Raw genomic sequence first — 16,670 nt, forward strand, 5'->3', positions numbered from 1 at the left:
TTTCAACCACCGATGGAATACATCGGGCGATCCGGCTGAATGAATCGTGCTGTGTTGATTTCATGCCCTTCTTTTTTCGCGGTAATACTGCTGTGTACCGCCGCGATAATTTCCGCATCGGGGGCGTTCGCATGAAACAGCCCGCGGATATCCGTTTCCTCCAGACTGAACAGACAGTTGCGCAACTTCCCGTCGGCGGTTAACCGAAAACGATTGCAACTCATGCAGAAGGGGGCACTGATTGAGGAGATAAACCCAATCCGTCCGACACCATCCTCGAAAATAAAATTCGAAGCGGGGGCACTCTTATCAGGCTGTTCCTGCGGTACCAGTGGCATGATCCCCTGTGAAAGGATCTCCTGAATTTCATGAGCGAACAGTACTTTTTCGCGTTCCCATTGATTATCCGCATCCAGTGGCATGAACTCAATGAAGCGAATTTCGGCACCCGTTTCCCGGGCGAGTTTTCCGAAGGGAACGATTTCTTCTTCCGTCAGATTGCGAATGGAAACCGCATTGATTTTCACGGGATCAAAACCGGCGTCATGGGCAGACTGAATCCCCGCCAGGACTTTATCGTAATCATCGCGGCGGGTGATCTGTTTAAACTTGGCGGCATTCAGCGCATCCAGACTGATGTTGATCCGTCTCAAGCCGGCATCATAGAGTTGTTGTGCCTGTTGTGGCAGCAGGATACCGTTCGTGGTAATGCCGATATCCTTAATTCCCGGAATGTCGGCAATCATTTTCACCAGCTCGGGAATATTTTTTCGAACCAGAGGCTCTCCACCGGTCAGTCGAATTTTGTCGACCCCCAGTGGTACTACCAGTCGGATGAAGCGAACGATCTCCTCGAATGACATAATCTTACTGCGATGCACGAACTGCACATCTTCGGAAGGCATGCAATAAAAGCAGCGAATGTTACAGCGATCCGTTACGCTGATGCGAAGATTATTATGCACACGTCCAAAGGTATCTATCAGTTGAGTCAGATTTTCCATCAATGCCTCTTACGATCAAGGTGGGAAGTACGGCCTGCTGTCTTCCGCCGGTTCTTTACTCCTATTATAGTCAGTCTCAGACCGGAACCTGCTTTATTTTGCTTTGATTTCCGGATGTTCCCATTCGGTTGTGCCATCGGACCAGTTTTCCTTTTTCCAGATGGGCACAATCTCTTTGAGCCGATCAATTAGAAAATGCCCTGCTGCGAAGGCTTCCTTGCGATGCGCGGAACTGACGGCGATGGCCACACTGATTTCCCCCAGGGTCAGGTGCCCGACCCGATGTTCGATGGCAATCGCGTGCACGTCCCACTGGTCGCGTGCTTCGTCGATTAATTGCTGCATCATCTGGTCAGCCATCTCCGGATAGGCTTCATAGTCTAATGCCACAGTCTGTTTACCTGCGGTCATTTCCCGCACGGTCCCCATAAACAGAACCACGGCACCACATTCATTAGAGCGCACCTGCTCGGTGATGGCGGCGTAGTCAATGGGTTGATCTGTGATGGAAATGGAGTCTGTTTTCATGATCGGTAACCAAAATACCTGTTTGTAAGATTCACTTCAGCCACCACTGACGGGGGGAAAGCAGGCGACTTCCTGTGTTTCCGTCAGCAACTGGTCTTCTCCGGCGTAGGCATTATCAACGGCAATTAAGAGCCGTCCACTTAATGGCTGTAACTGCGGAACCTGTTCGGCGATGGCCTGACGCAGACGGGCGACCGTTGTTTCTCCCCCCACCTGGACCGAAATCAAATCGCTGTTTGCCAGTTCGCGGGCGCGGGCGAATAACCTGACCTGAATCTGCTGGGCTGTCATGACACTACCAGTTTTTTCTTTTGCGGCTGCAAAGCCCGTCCCAGTTCAGGCATCAGTCCATAAGAGAGTGCCAGCAGTTTGAGAGGGTGAATGGTGGGAATCCGGCTTTCCTGTTCCATCTGCATTTTGCAACTGCTGCATTCAGTCACACCCGCTTGAACGTTTGTTATTTTCATGTGATCGATCAGCTCCCGACCGATCTGCCTGGAGGTTTCAAAGGTGTCGCGGGCCAGACCGTAGGTCCCGGCCATGCCCGAACAACCTTTTTCAATTGTATTCACCCGCAGCTCAGGAATCAAAGCGAGAAGCGCATTTAAAGCCGAACGGGACGATAAAGCCTTGATATGACAGGGTGTATGGTAGTCCAACTCCAGATCCAGGCCCCCAAAATCGGTCCTTAAGCATTGCTCTTCATATCGTTGCCAGAGGAATGCCCCTGCTTCACTGACCTGTTCAGAAATGACCTGGCTGTCTTCGCCGGGCACCAGCATCGGATACTCCTGTTTCAGACAGATTGCCGCTGCAGGTTCTGTGCAGATAATCTGATGCCCTTCTTTGGCAAATTCTGCGAGGATTTTGATATTCTCTTGCGCAACGCTGCGTGCCGCGATTAAATCACCGGCGGAAACCATCGCCATCCCCGATGCCAGCTGCTGCGGAGGGACGTACACGGGAATCTGATTGTGCTGCAAGACCGCCAGCATCGCGTGGGCCAGTTCGGGATCGTGGTAGTTGGCGTAATAGTCGACAAAAAAGATGACCAGATTCGGGTCACTGCCTGGTCGCGGTCGTTTCAAATATTTCTTGGGGACTGATCTCAAAAATGACCGCCGCGAAAAGAAAGGCAGCTTGCGATCGCGGTGAATGCCCATCATTTTTTCCATGAGCCAGCGCGCGGAGGAATTATTGATCGCCCAGTTCGCCGCCATCGAAAGTGTACTGCCAAATGCGCCGAAAGAATGAGCCCTCGACAAGATCCAGTCGGTATGATCCAGCCCGTTCGCAGAAACATACGCTGCTTTGGCTTCGATTGCCATCTGAGGAATATTGACGGTTGAAGGACAGTCCAGTTGACATTGCTTGCAGTTGAAACAGGTGTCGGCGAGATGTTTGGTTTCTGCTGAGGAGAGTTCATTGGGGTGCAGTGCACCAGAGAGCAGTCCGCGGAAGAGATTCGCTTTAGCACGGGGGGAAGCCTCTTCCTCAGGGGCAATCCGAAAGACCGGACACATCCGCGAGCCGGCGTCCTGTCGACGGCAGGAACCACAACCATTACAGCGCGATGCCTCGTCCTGCAGCTCCTGTGGTGTCCAGGCAAGCTGAAGATCAACCAGTTCAGGAAACTTATCAGGAACCGGTCTTAAGTTTCGAATGGTCACATGCGGATCATCGTTGATAATCTTGCCCGGGTTGAGCAGATTGTGCGGATCAAATATATCTTTGACCTCACGAAATACACGATACAGATCACCGTATTGAGAGCGAATAAAGGCAGTTCGCGCCAGTCCGTCGCCATGTTCACCGCTGATCGTGCCATTCAGAGCGAATACCGTCTGGTAGAGTTCGCGGGCAATGGTTTCCAGAATGGGTGCGTTACGATCTGTCAACGCCGGTAAAAAGGGACGCAAGTGAATCTGCCCGGAGGCGGCATGGGCATATAATGTCGCAGTGACCTGATGTTTCTGAAAGACTTTTTGTGCTTTTTGCGAGAACTCATACAGGCATTCGGGGGGAACGGCGATATCTTCGACGAACGGCTGAGGCCGAGATTCACCAGGAAGACGACTGAGCGAGGGAACGACTTTTTGCGGCAGTGACCAGAGAAAATCCACTTCGTCCGGCTGATTGGACTCCATGGCGACGACCACACGGGAATTAATATTCTTCACTGCGAGGATCACGTTATGCAGTCGCTGTTGCACCTGAGCATCACTGAAGCCGACCTGCTCAACCAGCAGCGCCGCTTCCGCCGCGGGAGAAATCAGCGATGCGAACCGCGGGTCTGCGTCGCGTGCCAGTGACAGCAGACGCCGATCCAGCAGGTCACAGGCCGAAGGCTGCTCGTGAATAATCGTCTGCACAGCCTTGATGGCAGAGGCCAGATCTCCGAACAGCAGCAGCGTCACACCCCGATGCGCGGGCAACGGTGAGACATGCACCAGCGCTGAAGAAAACAGAGCCAGAGTGCCTTCCGATCCAACCAGCATCCGCGCCAGATTCAAATTTTGTCGACTTCTAATCCCTTTGAGGAAATACCCACTGCAGTTGGGAATCCCGGACCGCTGTTTTTCCTGAATCAAGGCGGCATGATCGGTCAGCAGTTTGGAGAGTTTGCTCAAAATCGTACGCTTGGCCTGTTCGCCACGTGCTTCGGGAGTCGGCTCGTTCAGGAGTGATGTCCCGGACCCCATTGGAAACGGCTGGTTCAGAATCGACAGACTTTCATTTCCCACTTCGAAGCAGGTTCCATCTGCAAGAATCAATTCCAGTCGATTGACATAGTCGCGGGTCGAGCCAACACGAATCGCCCTTGAACCGGCAGCGTCGATCGCCAGCATACTGCCCAGCGTCGTCACTTCCGTATTGGAGGGATCCGGAGGAAAATAGAGCCCCTGCGTTTTCAGAAAACGATTGAGCTGTGCGTGCACCACACCTGGTTGCACGTGGACCAGATTATCGCTGATCAACTCAAAAGCGTTCATGTAGCGTGCGCAGTCAATCACAATCCCACAGCCGACTGCATCGCCAACCAGACCAGTCCCTGCTCCGCGTGGAATCATGGGGACATTCATTTCAGAGGCATAGCGGGCAATCGAGATCAGATCGTTGCGATCACGGGGAGAGGCAATACACAGCGGCGGAACCTGGTACAGGCTGGCATCGCTGGCGTAAATTGACAACGCAACGGGATCGCATCGTACATCACCTGCAATCAGACTGGAAAGATCTTCTGCAATTCGTTGCTGTTGACGGTCCAAAGTTACTGGCTCTCAGGTTGAAATATTCGCACGCAGATCAAAAGTTTTTGAGGCAGGTTCCATTGTATGCGATTGAAGTACCCGGTTTGAATACTCAATCGACCGAATCAGGCTTCGAGCCGTTGATTCCATTGCCGCTGTGAAAGAACCCCTATAATACACGCAGCCCACAACATTTATCCATCCTACCTGTTCGACACTGCTTCACCAGCAAGTCAGACTCCAGTCGCTTCAACGCGCTTCAGCAGACTTCTTGCCGAAACCAGAGGTATCGCGTGACTGTGTTGAGAGCCACTCGCAGGCAGGTTCCGGTAAGCCTTCATGGCCTCCCTGAAAAATTGTCACACGTGCTTTACCCGATTTTCGTCTGAGATGAATGTCGCGACCGTAGGTTTTATCAGTCGCCTGATCGGAGGGCTGAGGATCTTTCAGGGCACCCAGGTCCCACAACTGTTCTATTTCTGCCTCAGTCACAGGGGCCGTCTCGTTCTTTTTCGACAGTACGTTAAAGGCATTAATTGTATGTGCGAAGGGAACCGAACCGGTTTGGCCATCCGTCACACCGGCATTGAGATCCAGGGGTAATTCCGTCGCATTTCCGATCCAGAAGAGAGGAGAACGATCGCGGTATTCGACATCAATGGCTTCAGAGGTGCCCGGCTTGTCAGTCAATGATTTTAAAATCATGCGTGCATAATTCTGCGGCACGCCGTCTTTGAGATGAAAGCGGTACCACTCCGCCAGATCGCTGATGCCGACCCAGGCGGAAGCCGCCGAGAAACGATCAGGATGATGACCGGCCATCAACATCGTCATGTGTCCGCCTCCTGAAGAACCGGCCAGGTAAATGCGTGACTGATCCACATCGTAATGTTTGATGACATAATCAATGGCATCCAGAATATCCTGTCGCGCCAGTCGAGAACCACAGGCTTCGGGCTGCTGATTGACGCCCCGAAAGTCAGGGTGCAGGTAAATCCAGCCGCGCTGTTGGGCTTCTTTCAGCCACTTTGCATTGTTCTGCTTATAATTGCCACTCCAGGAATGCAGAAAGACAAACAGCGGTGTCGGAGTTGTTTTCGCAGCAGCGGGAGCCCAGAGCATAGAGGGTTGCATGCTGTCATCCAGACTGCTGTTGACTTTGATGAGCTCCAGCCTGGCCGGATTCTGTTTCACCTCAGAGACTTTTTCCGCTGCTGACAGACATTCCGAATTTAAGCAAATCATTCCTGCTACGAAGAGGGAGAGCAATACGAATTTTGACATGGATGCGGTTTCCTCAGTTCTTTGATATGACACAGTACTTATTTCTCTTCCTGCGACTCTGGTTTCTGGTCGGCATATTCAATTCGGCCCCAGAGGTTTCCGCCGACCTTACCATGCTGCCAGGTACCGGCATAGCGGCCTTCGAAAAACATTACGCGCGAGGTGAAGGTCCCCAGTCCGGGGATGGTCATGTTGGTCAGAGAGATGACGGGGGTGTCACCTGCCCAGAAAACATTCAGAGGCATCGGGACATTGACATCATTATCGCCGTACTTGATACGGGCGGTAATCAGCCACTGGTCTCCCTGCAGTTTTTTCATGGAAGCGATTTCATAACGTTCTTCGCGGGGTGGTTTGCCGTTCTGTTTTCCATCGACGCTGAAATGCCCGACCAGCGTTGCACCGCTCATCTGCTGTTCCAGTTTTTGTTCCAGTTCCGCCTGACCAGTTGTACCTGAACCCTTCTCATCCGCCTGTTGGGCCGCAGAGACTGCTACAGATGTCAGCAGCAGCACACAGACAGTCAAAAAACGATTCTTGAGAAAACTCATGATTTCGGCCTCTCATTTTCTTTGTGAATTTTCAGAACGAAGTAAATTCGCTACGATACCTTAATCCTACACGATAACTGCTCAGAGGTGAATCAACCGGTCGAACATATGACAGAATCAGATCATCAATCACAGCCTGCCGGCCCCATCGGGTCGGGAGCCCCCTTGCCGGGAACTCCCCCTGATTATAGCATCTTAACCCCTGCTTTTGAAAAGCTTTGCGATGTAATCGCCCGTCTGCGTTCACCGGAGGGCTGCCCGTGGGATCGGGAGCAGACGCTGGAATCCATCAAGCCTTATACGCTGGAAGAGACCTACGAACTGCTGGAAGCCATCGATTCCGGCAACGACGAACACATAATCGAAGAGCTGGGTGACCTGTTGCTGCAGATTGTACTCGATGCACAGATTGCCGCCGATGAAGGTCGATTTGATCTAACGCATGTTGTCGATCGACTGACTCAGAAAATGATCGAACGCCATCCGCATGTGTTCGGCAACGTCGCTGCCGAGACACCCGATGAGGTGCGGCGCAACTGGGACCAGATCAAAGAGCAGGAAAAACAGCGAAGTTCGATCTTTGATGGCCTGCCTGCAGCGCTACCGGCATTGGCCCGGGCGTCACGCGTGGCAGAGAAAGCGGCCAAGGTCGGCTACGATTTCCCGCAGCGTGATATGCTGTTTGATAAACTGCGCGAAGAAATCCAGGAACTGGCAGACGAAATTTTCCCCGATGGTCAGATTCCTCATACACCGGCAACGGTTGAGGCAGACATTGTCGCTGATACGGAACTCTCGGACCCTGAACTGCGGGCGCGGGTGGAAGGGGAACTGGGAGACATCCTGTTTGTGGTCGCGAATATCGCCCGCCGCTGGAAGATCAACCCCGAGGAAGCGCTCCGCAAAAGCAACAGCAAGTTTCAACAGCGTGTACAGAAAATCGAACAGGAACTGGAGCGAGCCGGTGGTTCCATTCAGAATGCATCACTGCAGGAAATGGAGCAGATCTACCAGGCGGTGAAGTTACAGGAAAAGCAGGACTCCTGAAACTTTGACCTGCCAGCAGCAATCAGGAGACTAAAAAGGCAGGTCAACGCCCAGCCCTTCTTCGAGAGCCAGCTCATAAACTTTGACGCCCATGGCGACATCTTCGACCGCCAGTCCGACGGATTTAAACAGGGTGACCTGATCATCGGTGGCCCGGCCGGTTTCGCGTTCTGCAACAATCTCACACAGGTTATGCATTAACCGCCAGTCGGTAATGCCTTCGTCGACGGGCTGCATGAAGTCGCCTGCTTCAATTTTGCATTGTTCAATGTCGTCGCAAACAATCACGTCGGCCCGTTTAATGGTTGTACGGTCGATTTCCCGTCGCGTGCGGTGATTGGATCCGATCACATTGAGGTGCGTACCTTCATCAAGCACACGCCCGTCAAACAGGGGGGCTTTACTGCTGGTGGCGCAGATAACAATATCTTTTTCCGCAGCCGTTTCATCGGGAGAGTGTGAGGCGGTGACTTCAACATCACATAATTCGGTCATTTCTTCGGCGAAGCGGCTGCAGTTCTCGAAGTTGCGTGAGTAGACTGAAACAAATTCGATTTTTCTGGTTAAACAGATCGCCTGTAACTGAGTGCGTGCCTGAAGCCCGGTGCCAAACAGGCCAACCACTTTGGAATCGGGTCGCGCCATATATTCGGTTGCCACCCCACTGGCAGCACCGGTGCGAAGCTGACCGAGAAAATCTCCTTCGATCAAAGCCTGCATTTCGCCAGTCTGCTGATCATAGATGGCAACGTGGAACTGGGCAGCATCTTTGGTGGTCGTGTAGGCTTTCCAACCAACATAACCCAGATATTCACTGGCAGCTGACATGGTATGCAGCATGATCCCGGGCGCTTTGACTCGTTGCCGGGGCTCATTTTTTGCGCGACCGGCGGCCAGTTCCTTGAAGACCTTATGTGTGATCAGGATGGATTTCTCCATGTCCATGAGAGAACGAACGTCGTCTTCGGTGATATACAGTGCCGCCATGTACGGTTACCTTTGCAAGTGTAGCCTGTGTTCAGGATTACTGTAGCGTCATCTGAGTCGAGTATTATAGATCGAGAGGCGCTATGATTACATGTGATGCGTTTTAAAAATCACTGGTGCACATCGATGATGTCGTCCACAAAAGACGACGTCACCATCTTATTACACGCTAACGTGAAACCAGTTGATATACAATACCAGTATCAACCTGATAGTAGCCAACCGCTTCCGCAACATTCCAGGCAACTGTATTAGTCTCATCGACGTGCAGTTCGAGCTTGGTGATCAGTTCATCCTGCAGTCGGCGGGCGATCTCCAGCAGTAACGACTGACCATACCCTTTGCCGCGTTCCTCTTGCTTCACGAAGACATCGGTCAGTCCGATCACGCGTTCTTCCCATTTGGGTATGTAGAGATCCAGGCCGACGATGGTAGCAGAGGCGACTGCCGGCTCACCTGTTTTGGAAGCAAGTTCAAAATGCAGCGTTTCAAGTCGTCCCAATCGGGTGAGCCACCACCAGTTGGGTGCCTGGAAATCATCGGAAATGTTCAACTGCATTTTCCGGCGGATCGTCACCAGATGAAATTTGATGGGCGGTTTCTGGCCGAGCAGATCTCGCTGATAGATGCGGGTTGAACCAATCGATTCATAACCCAGGCTTTTGAAGAAGGGATCCGCCAGTGGATCAGACAGTAGAAAACCAGAAGGACGAGTGCCCCCATACAGGCCCACCAGATATGGGGATCGCTGTCCGGAAGGTCCCGCAGTAATATCGGTCGCGCCTTTGGATTTGAGGTACTCTACTGCCCTTCGCACGAGTTCGCGACCGATTCCCTGGCGACGGTGATCCGGGTGCACAATAACAGCACAAATCACGCCTTTGGCATAATCCAGCGCCGAGCCTGCCTCATTGGCTCCAAAACCGGCAAGAATAAACCCGACCCTCTCGCCGTTCTCTTCCGCAATGATCAGACCATCGGGATCGAAGTAGGGTTGTGAGAAAATCAAAACTTCGAAGGCATCGTTGCTGAGACATTCCGCGGCTCCTCTACCCAGTCCTGCAGTATGCCATAATTTCAGCAGCTGCGGTGGGTCAGTATTATGAAACGCGCGAAACTCAGTCACAAAGCTCTCTCACAAAATGTGAACGGGACTTAGAATCAGATATTCTGAAACAGGAATAGAAAAAGCCCTCTTGCGAAATCCCAAGAGGGCTTGTTGATTCCTTATTTTACTTTTTTAACAGCTTCGATAATAGCGGCAGCGGTCAGACCGTATTTGTCCAGCAGCCCCTGGGGATCTCCACTTTCTGCAAAACAGTCACCCACGTTGACGTAAGCCATGGGAACCGGATTGGCCTGCGAAACCGCCATGGCAACAGCAGAACCGAGTCCCCCGTGTGAGAGGTGCTCTTCTGCAACGACAATCGCACGGGTTTCATGGGCTGCTTTCTGAATGGCTTCCACATCCAGTGGTTTGACAGTATGCATGTCGATAACACGTACACTGACTCCTTCTTCAGCCAGCTTGGTAGCAGCATCGATCGCACCAGCGACCATCAGGCCATTCGCGATAATCGTGACATCGTCACCTTCACGAACCGTATTTGCTTTACCAATTTCGAAGGTATCACCCTCGGTATAAATTTCGGATACTTTAGGACGTCCCAGACGCAGATAAACAGGTCCATCGTACTCCAGCATGGCAGCGGTTGCCGCTTTAGTGGAAACAGCATCGGCGGTGACAATCACCACCATGCCCGGCAGACTGCAGGCCAGCGAGACATCTTCGATACCCATCTGTGAAGGACCATCTTCGCCGATGGAAATACCGGCGTGGGTTCCCACCAGTTTCACGTTCATATGCGGGAACGAAATTGACATTCTGATCTGGTCGTAAGCATTACACAGCAGAAAGGCGGCAAAGCTGGCGACCACCGGGATATGTCCCGTTGAAGCCAGGCCCCCGGCCACACTGACCATGTTGCTTTCTGCAATCCCGACATTAAAGGCCCGTTCCGGATAGGCGTGGGCAAAGACTTCTGTTCGGGTGGAGTTCCCGACGTCACCGTCTACCGTCACGATTCCCGGATATTTATCACCCAGCTCTTTTAATGCATCACCAAACGCATCGCGGGTGGCTTGTCCAATTTTCAATCCACTCAGTTCGCCTAAATACATAATGATCAGTCTCTTTTTGTATATGTTAACTTTAGATGTTATTTGTTTCGATCCTCCAGCGGTGTTCGACTGTCCGGAACCGATTCCGTTCAGGGACACCTGCTGGCATAGGTTCTAAGCAAGAAACGCCAGAGCTTTTTCTGCCAGTTCCGGTGAAAGCGGCTTACCGTGATAGTTCACATCGCCGGTCTCTTCCAGGATCGGAAGAATTCCATACCCTTTTTTCGTCTTTGAAATAATTGCTTTGGGACGATCTGTGACGTTGGCTGCATTTTCCAGGGCTTCCACTACCGCTGCCTGGTCGTTGCCTTCAATTGTCTGTACGTACCAGCCAAAAGCGGCAATTTTTTCTTCAAAGGATCCCAGATCGAGTACATCATGAGTCGCGCCGGTCTGCTGATATCCGTTCTGATCGATGATGGCAGTCAGGTTGCCCAGTTTGTACTTTTCGGCAGCCGCTAATGCTTCCCAGACCTGGCCTTCTCCCATTTCCCCGTCACCGATGACGACGAAGACGTTGGAACCATTGTCGTTCAAACGTGCGCCGAGGGCCTGCCCGATTCCCAGTGAAAGTCCCTGCCCCAGTGAGCCTGTCGAGGCTTCAATCCCGGGCAGACGTTTCATGTTAGGGTGACCTTCAAACGGGCTGCCCAGTTTGCGGAGGGTCATCACATCGTCTTCAGAGAAGTAACCTGCTTCTGCCATAGCTGCGTACAGCACGGGAACGGCGTGGCCTTTACTCAGAATGAATCGATCACGGGCTTCCCAGGTCGGGTTTTCGGGATCATATTTCATGAAACCACCAAACCAGAGTGCGTTCACAACTTCCACAGCAGACAGACTGCTGCTGGGATGTCCGCTGCCGGCTTCAGTGGTCATACGGATGATCAGACGACGAAGGACTTTACCTTTTTCCTTCAACTCTTCCAATGATAAGGCATTTGCTTGAGCAGCCACTGTGTTTCCTTCAATTCTTCAAGACAGACAAAAAAGTCGCCCTGTTCCCATCCGACTTACTTCCTTCAGTTTGTAATTATGACGAACTGATTGTACATGACTGAAGAAGTGCGGTGCCGAAACCGGGTAACCGTAGATTTGAGCGGCGACAGCATTCACGCGCCACCAGGCGCAACTTAAGCGCGTCGATATATTAAGCGTATGCTAACGAGCAAAGCTGCCAGCGACAACCATTCCGGCAGGAGAAACCGGTTTGACAAACTGGAAAAAGGGCTTACCTGACCCGATTTTTCGCTAAATTCACAAATCTCTCCCTGAACTTTCATCCGGGTAACACTCTGTCTCTGTTTTAGCGAAATACACAACTGTTTACACAAATTACCTTTAAAGCCTGAGACACTTCACGCATAATAGAAATTATTCCACCAGCCAGATCATCGTAGATCCTGTCAAAAGTGAGGCTCTCAAGTCATGCCTGAAAAACCGTTTACAGACCAGGAACTTCTGGCCTACCTGGATGAAAATCTCTCGGTCGCGCTGATGTCTCAGATTGAAGACGCGCTGCGGCATTCTGATTCACTGCGGGTCCGACTGGCTTCGCTGTCACGACAGCGGAACGAGGGCGTGCATTCGGTGGGAGAAATCTGGAGACGCAATCGGTTGAGCTGCCCTTCCCGCAGCCAGCTGGGAGGTTATCTACTCGAAACATTGTCACCCGAGTATCACGAATTTATCGATTTCCATTTAACGGAAACCGGTTGTCGCTACTGCGAGGCGAATCTGGAAGACCTGAAAGCAGGGCTCTCTGCTGCGTCTCAGGATTCGAATCGACGTCGCCAGAAATACTTCCAGTCTTCCGCCGGTTATCTGTCCGCTGACAAAGACGAGCAATAACCAGCGCCGTCAGTCAAGCGGCTGCGACTCAAAGTCGGTTTCATTGACCCAGCCTGCTTTGATTTTTTCACCCTGCATAAAGCGTTCATAAAAGCTGCGTGTACGTGGATCGGAGTACTGATAGTTCTCGAAGATCGAACCGTTCCCCAGTACCCGCGGATCTTTTTGTGCCGTCAATTCGTCCTGCAACTGTTTTTTCAGTGAATTCTTCACCCCCTGATGGGCGGGCAGTGTTGCCAGGTTCTGCATGCATTCCGGGTCCTCGCTGATGGCATACAGTTCTTCTGCTGGTCGTCTGCCGAACGCCCACTGCCAGAAGTCTGCCTGTTTTCCGTCGCGACGCAGCTGCAGGATGACCGATTTGGTCGGGCTGCCATCACAGTTCAGATAACCGGTTTCAGGATTGCCGGCCGGCCAGCGACCGGGTTCGTCATTTTTGAGATAGAGCATCCCCTGCTTGACGATGCCTCGAATCGGATATCCCTGATCATGAGGTCTGCCGATATCGTGACGTTCTTTACCAATCAGAACATGGTCGCGCTCTGGATTAACAATGCCCGATTTTTCTGACTGGAAAATATCCGACAGACTACGTCCGGTGATCGGCTGCATGCCCGCATCTTCAGTGGTCAAACCCGCGACTTCCAGAAACGTCGGCGCGAAATCGATGAAACTGACATAATCTTCGATCACCCGGTTACCGGTGGGAATCCCCTGCTTCCACATGATGGCCAGCGGCAGATGGTTGGAACGTTCATACTCCTGTCCCTTCACTCGGGGGAACGGCATCCCGTTATCGGCGGTCAAGACCACCAACGTATTATCCAGTTCGCCACGTTGTTCCAGCAGATTCAGCATGCGCACCAGATGCTGGTCGAAGTGTTCAATTTCATAGGCATAGTCGAGCATATCCGTGCGAATGGTTTCGTTATCAGGCCAGTAAGCGGGAACACGATCGATGTCGGTAAGCTTCTTGCCAGCTTTCTTTATACCCGCGCCGTACTCATATCTACGATGCGGTTCGAATCCGCCATACCAGAAACACCACGGCTTTTCTTTTGCACTTTGTTTGAGAAACAGCTCAAAGTTGGCGGCGTAATCGATGGGTGAGATCCCGCTGGCTGGTGGCTTCGTCTTTTTCTGATTAAAAGCGGGTCCTGCCAGATTGCGGCGTTTGCCGTTCGCATCGACGGCGACACCGGGAGCCCAGCCTTTCGCCGTCTTCCCCACTGCATAACCGGCATCCGCCAGTGATTCGACGTAGGTTTTAAATTCCGGAGGGAAAAACGCCATATGATTGCCGGCTTCCTTAAGCTGCCAGGAATTGCGGCCGGTCAGAATACAGGCCCGTGAGGGCGCGCACTTGGCATTCGGCGTATACGCGTTGTTGAAGAGCAGTCCTTCTCGCGCCACCCGATCGAAGCCGGGCGTCTTGACCCAGGAACAGCCATATGCGCCCATATGAGGAAACGAGGCATCGTCGGCAATACAGAACAGAATATTCGGACGTTTTTTCGCTGCCGCTTTGGACTCTGCTCTGGTTACACCGGTGCAGAGCATTCCGAAAAGTAACAGGTATATTACTGCGGTCAAACGGTTCTTCATTTCAACTATTCTCCGGTAGAGCTATCCAGGGTGGAAGCAGTGACGGCTGTAAGATCGATCAATTATCTTACGCGACCAGAGATGCAGTCTCAAGAAAGAAAGGCCCGCGCGGCTCAGTTACAACTGAAGTCAGTCGAAAGTACACAGGCGACAGGGTTCTGCTGCCGTTCGCGGTGCCTGTTTTTGAGGAAGCTCAACAGGAGATCACTGCGGAGGTCGACATCCCTTTCATTCAGGAGCATCTGGCTCAACGCCGGCTCCAGCCTGATCGTACCGGCCAGCGTATCACAAAGTGTTCCCAGGCTGACCTCACAATGCAACTGGTGATAATACATCGGATTGGAAGCGTGATCCATATAGATGCGGGAATAAAGTTCCAGCAGTTCCAGTTGACGATGGTCGCGGTGAATGACAGGCTGATCAGCATAATAATCTGTTTTCAGATCGAGCAGCGCTTTCTGATAAGGCAGCGTTGAATTCTGCAACACCACCATCTGTGCGCGACACAGACCCTGCAGCAGAATCGAACGGGCTCCCGACTGCAACTGGTAGGGTGCTTGAACAGAAGCGACGCAAACGGTGCGAATCTTGGACTCGGGGGAAAGTTCCGTGCCCGTAGCAGGACACGTCTGCTTGAGATCGACGGCGATGAATCCATGGGCATTCAGGGCATCATCGATCAACTGGCAGTCAGCGGGATCGGTGAGGCGGAGTGGAATCACCGCATGCGGCAGGAGTACGCAATCTTCCAGCTTCAAGACGGGAACCATTCCGGTGACGGTCTTTAACTGCTGCTCGATTACTGCGTTGTCTGTTAGCATTATTTATATTCCAATTCCATACATTGAAAAACCATTCCGAGTCCCCCATACTGAGTCTGTTCTTGAATCTCAGCTGGCGGGTCAAATCATGTCCGTCAGAGTAGCACCTCAATTTGGGAATTGTCACGCAGAATATGGCTAAAAATAAATCGCAAATCGCAGCCGGTTCCGGTTATAGCGACTCACTTGATGACAAAAAGAAACATGCCCGCAAAATCGCGAGGGGGCTGGCACGACTGTTCCCGGAACCCGAATGTGCGTTGATTCATGATTCGCCGTTTCAACTGCTTGTCGCAACCATTCTCTCAGCACAATGCACTGACGAACGCGTGAATGCGACTACGCCGACCCTGTTCAAAAAATATCCGACTGCGGAAAAACTCGCGGCCAGTAAACAGGAAGATGTTGAAAAGATTGTGTACCCGCTCGGGTTCTTCCGTGCCAAAGCAACGAACATCCGTAAGATGGCCCTGGCGATCACAGAAGAACACAACGGCGCGATTCCCCGCACACTCAAAGAACTGGTGGCGTTACCCGGTGTCGGCCGCAAAACTGCCAATGTGGTTCTGGGAACCGCATTTGGAATTCCGAGTGGCGTCGTTGTTGATACGCACGTCAAACGCATCTGCAATATCTTCGGGCTGACCACCAGTAAAAACCCGGAGATCATTGAACGCGACCTGATGGAAGTCCTGCCGAAAAAAGAATGGATCGACTTTTCCCATCGCGTCATCCTGCACGGTCGCGCCACCTGCGTGGCCCGCAGACCCCGCTGCACGGAATGCAGTCTGCTGAAGATCTGCCCGCGGATCGGGTTGAAGCCGCTGGTGGAGTGAACGCTTTTCACCAGTGGAGTGCTGGTACTTGGCTCTGTTTCCGAAAAGGTTTGCCCGAACTGTTGAAAGCCGGTGCGCGTCGGTTTATGGTTCCAGTATGCAGAGTCTTTTTCCAACCTTCACAATAATGAGAAGCCAATGATCCTGACCGGGAAAGAAATTGAATCACGCCTGGGAACAGATATTGTCATTGAACCCTACCATAAAAAATATCTGAACCCCAACAGCTATAACCTCTGCCTGCATAACGAGTTGATGGTCTACGAGGAAATCGTACTGGATATGGCCCGCCCGAATCGGCTGGGAAAATATGTCATCCCTGAAGAAGGCATGGTGCTCTACCCCGGTCAACTCTACCTGGGTCGAACCATCGAACGGACCGAAACGCACAATCTGGTGCCGCTGCTCGAGGGACGCTCTTCAATCGGACGGCTGGGAATTTCCGTACACGCTACTGCAGGCGTGGGCGATATCGGTTTTTGCGGTTACTGGACGCTGGAAATCACGGTAGCGCAGCCGGTACGCGTTTATGCGGGTGTTGCGATCTGCCAGATCATTTACAATACACCGATTGGGGAAATCGTCGAATATAACAGCGACAAGTATCAGAATAACAAAGGTATTCAACCCAGTCTGCTGTTCAAAGAACTGGATCCGGCAGAGTCTCGCCAGATGCGGCTCTCCTTCGGCGAAGAAGTATCCCAATAATCTGTTTTCACTGATC

General features: G+C 52.1%; 16 protein-coding genes. 4 read left to right on the forward strand and 12 right to left on the reverse strand.

Annotated features, from left to right (window positions below; genetic code table 11):
* Nucleotides 1–2: 2 nt before the first annotated feature.
* The 6 genes from moaA to Pan161_RS26460 all read right to left on the reverse strand — a co-directional run bounded on the left by moaA (nucleotide 3) and on the right by Pan161_RS26460 (nucleotide 6,618).
* A complete protein-coding gene (moaA, locus tag Pan161_RS26435) occupies nucleotides 3–1,004 on the reverse strand; it encodes a GTP 3',8-cyclase MoaA (RefSeq protein WP_145231746.1) in 1,002 nt (333 codons plus the stop codon).
* Between the two features lie 93 nt (nucleotides 1,005–1,097).
* Entirely contained in the window at nucleotides 1,098–1,532 is a 435-nt protein-coding gene (locus Pan161_RS26440; protein ID WP_145231747.1) for a molybdenum cofactor biosynthesis protein MoaE, read from the reverse strand.
* A 36-nt stretch (nucleotides 1,533–1,568) separates the two neighbouring features.
* The gene (locus Pan161_RS26445) at nucleotides 1,569–1,823 is read right to left on the reverse strand and encodes a MoaD/ThiS family protein (RefSeq protein ID WP_145231748.1); all 255 of its coding nucleotides are present in this window, start codon (nucleotides 1,821–1,823) and stop codon (nucleotides 1,569–1,571) included.
* Nucleotides 1,820–4,801 carry an anaerobic glycerol-3-phosphate dehydrogenase subunit C gene (locus Pan161_RS26450; RefSeq protein WP_145231749.1) on the reverse strand — a complete coding sequence of 994 codons (2,982 nt, stop codon included), beginning with the start codon at nucleotides 4,799–4,801 and terminating at the stop codon, nucleotides 1,820–1,822. Before Pan161_RS26450 ends, Pan161_RS26445 begins: the two co-directional genes overlap by 4 nt.
* Before the next feature lie 231 nt (nucleotides 4,802–5,032).
* On the reverse strand, nucleotides 5,033–6,067 hold the full coding sequence (locus Pan161_RS26455) for an alpha/beta hydrolase family protein (protein WP_145231750.1): 1,035 nt from the start codon (nucleotides 6,065–6,067) through the stop codon (nucleotides 5,033–5,035).
* 38 nt (nucleotides 6,068–6,105) lie between these two features.
* On the reverse strand, nucleotides 6,106–6,618 hold the full coding sequence (locus Pan161_RS26460) for a hypothetical protein (protein ID WP_232103503.1): 513 nt from the start codon (nucleotides 6,616–6,618) through the stop codon (nucleotides 6,106–6,108).
* A 108-nt stretch (nucleotides 6,619–6,726) separates the two neighbouring features.
* On the opposite strand from Pan161_RS26460, the gene mazG reads away from it, so the two are divergent.
* The gene (gene mazG, locus Pan161_RS26465; protein ID WP_145231751.1) at nucleotides 6,727–7,665 is read left to right on the forward strand and encodes a nucleoside triphosphate pyrophosphohydrolase; all 939 of its coding nucleotides are present in this window, start codon (nucleotides 6,727–6,729) and stop codon (nucleotides 7,663–7,665) included.
* A 30-nt stretch (nucleotides 7,666–7,695) separates the two neighbouring features.
* Here mazG and Pan161_RS26470 read toward each other — a convergent pair whose 3' ends face one another.
* The 4 genes from Pan161_RS26470 to Pan161_RS26485 all read right to left on the reverse strand — a co-directional run bounded on the left by Pan161_RS26470 (nucleotide 7,696) and on the right by Pan161_RS26485 (nucleotide 11,790).
* Nucleotides 7,696–8,652, reverse strand: a complete 957-nt coding sequence (locus tag Pan161_RS26470) for an ornithine cyclodeaminase family protein (protein ID WP_145231752.1) — start codon at nucleotides 8,650–8,652, stop codon at nucleotides 7,696–7,698.
* 169 nt (nucleotides 8,653–8,821) lie between these two features.
* On the reverse strand, nucleotides 8,822–9,778 hold the full coding sequence (locus Pan161_RS26475; protein ID WP_145231753.1) for a GNAT family N-acetyltransferase: 957 nt from the start codon (nucleotides 9,776–9,778) through the stop codon (nucleotides 8,822–8,824).
* Nucleotides 9,779–9,879: 101 nt separating this feature from the next.
* On the reverse strand, nucleotides 9,880–10,833 hold the full coding sequence (locus tag Pan161_RS26480) for a transketolase family protein (RefSeq protein ID WP_145231754.1): 954 nt from the start codon (nucleotides 10,831–10,833) through the stop codon (nucleotides 9,880–9,882).
* 114 nt (nucleotides 10,834–10,947) lie between these two features.
* Complete coding sequence (locus Pan161_RS26485) at nucleotides 10,948–11,790, reverse strand: transketolase (RefSeq protein WP_145231755.1); 843 nt, start codon at nucleotides 11,788–11,790, stop codon at nucleotides 10,948–10,950.
* A gap of 471 nt (nucleotides 11,791–12,261) precedes the next feature.
* On the opposite strand from Pan161_RS26485, the gene Pan161_RS26490 reads away from it, so the two are divergent.
* Nucleotides 12,262–12,684 (forward strand): hypothetical protein, encoded by a 423-nt coding sequence (locus Pan161_RS26490; RefSeq protein WP_145231756.1) that lies wholly within the window; start codon nucleotides 12,262–12,264, stop codon nucleotides 12,682–12,684.
* A 9-nt stretch (nucleotides 12,685–12,693) separates the two neighbouring features.
* On the opposite strand, the gene Pan161_RS26495 is transcribed toward Pan161_RS26490, so the two are convergent.
* Both Pan161_RS26495 and Pan161_RS26500 read right to left on the reverse strand, forming a co-directional pair.
* Nucleotides 12,694–14,289: a sulfatase family protein gene (locus tag Pan161_RS26495; RefSeq protein WP_145231757.1), complete on the reverse strand. Its 1,596-nt coding sequence runs from the start codon at nucleotides 14,287–14,289 to the stop codon at nucleotides 12,694–12,696.
* A gap of 113 nt (nucleotides 14,290–14,402) precedes the next feature.
* Nucleotides 14,403–15,110 carry an LON peptidase substrate-binding domain-containing protein gene (locus Pan161_RS26500; protein ID WP_145231758.1) on the reverse strand — a complete coding sequence of 236 codons (708 nt, stop codon included), beginning with the start codon at nucleotides 15,108–15,110 and terminating at the stop codon, nucleotides 14,403–14,405.
* A 134-nt stretch (nucleotides 15,111–15,244) separates the two neighbouring features.
* On the opposite strand from Pan161_RS26500, the gene nth reads away from it, so the two are divergent.
* A complete protein-coding gene (gene nth / locus Pan161_RS26505) occupies nucleotides 15,245–15,946 on the forward strand; it encodes an endonuclease III (RefSeq protein WP_232103505.1) in 702 nt (233 codons plus the stop codon).
* 138 nt (nucleotides 15,947–16,084) lie between these two features.
* The gene (gene dcd / locus Pan161_RS26510) at nucleotides 16,085–16,654 is read left to right on the forward strand and encodes a dCTP deaminase (protein WP_145231759.1); all 570 of its coding nucleotides are present in this window, start codon (nucleotides 16,085–16,087) and stop codon (nucleotides 16,652–16,654) included.
* Nucleotides 16,655–16,670: the final 16 nt, after the last annotated feature.

Origin of the sequence: Gimesia algae, from assembly GCF_007746795.1 — a bacterium.
In the GTDB taxonomy this organism is placed as follows: domain Bacteria; phylum Planctomycetota; class Planctomycetia; order Planctomycetales; family Planctomycetaceae; genus Gimesia; species Gimesia algae.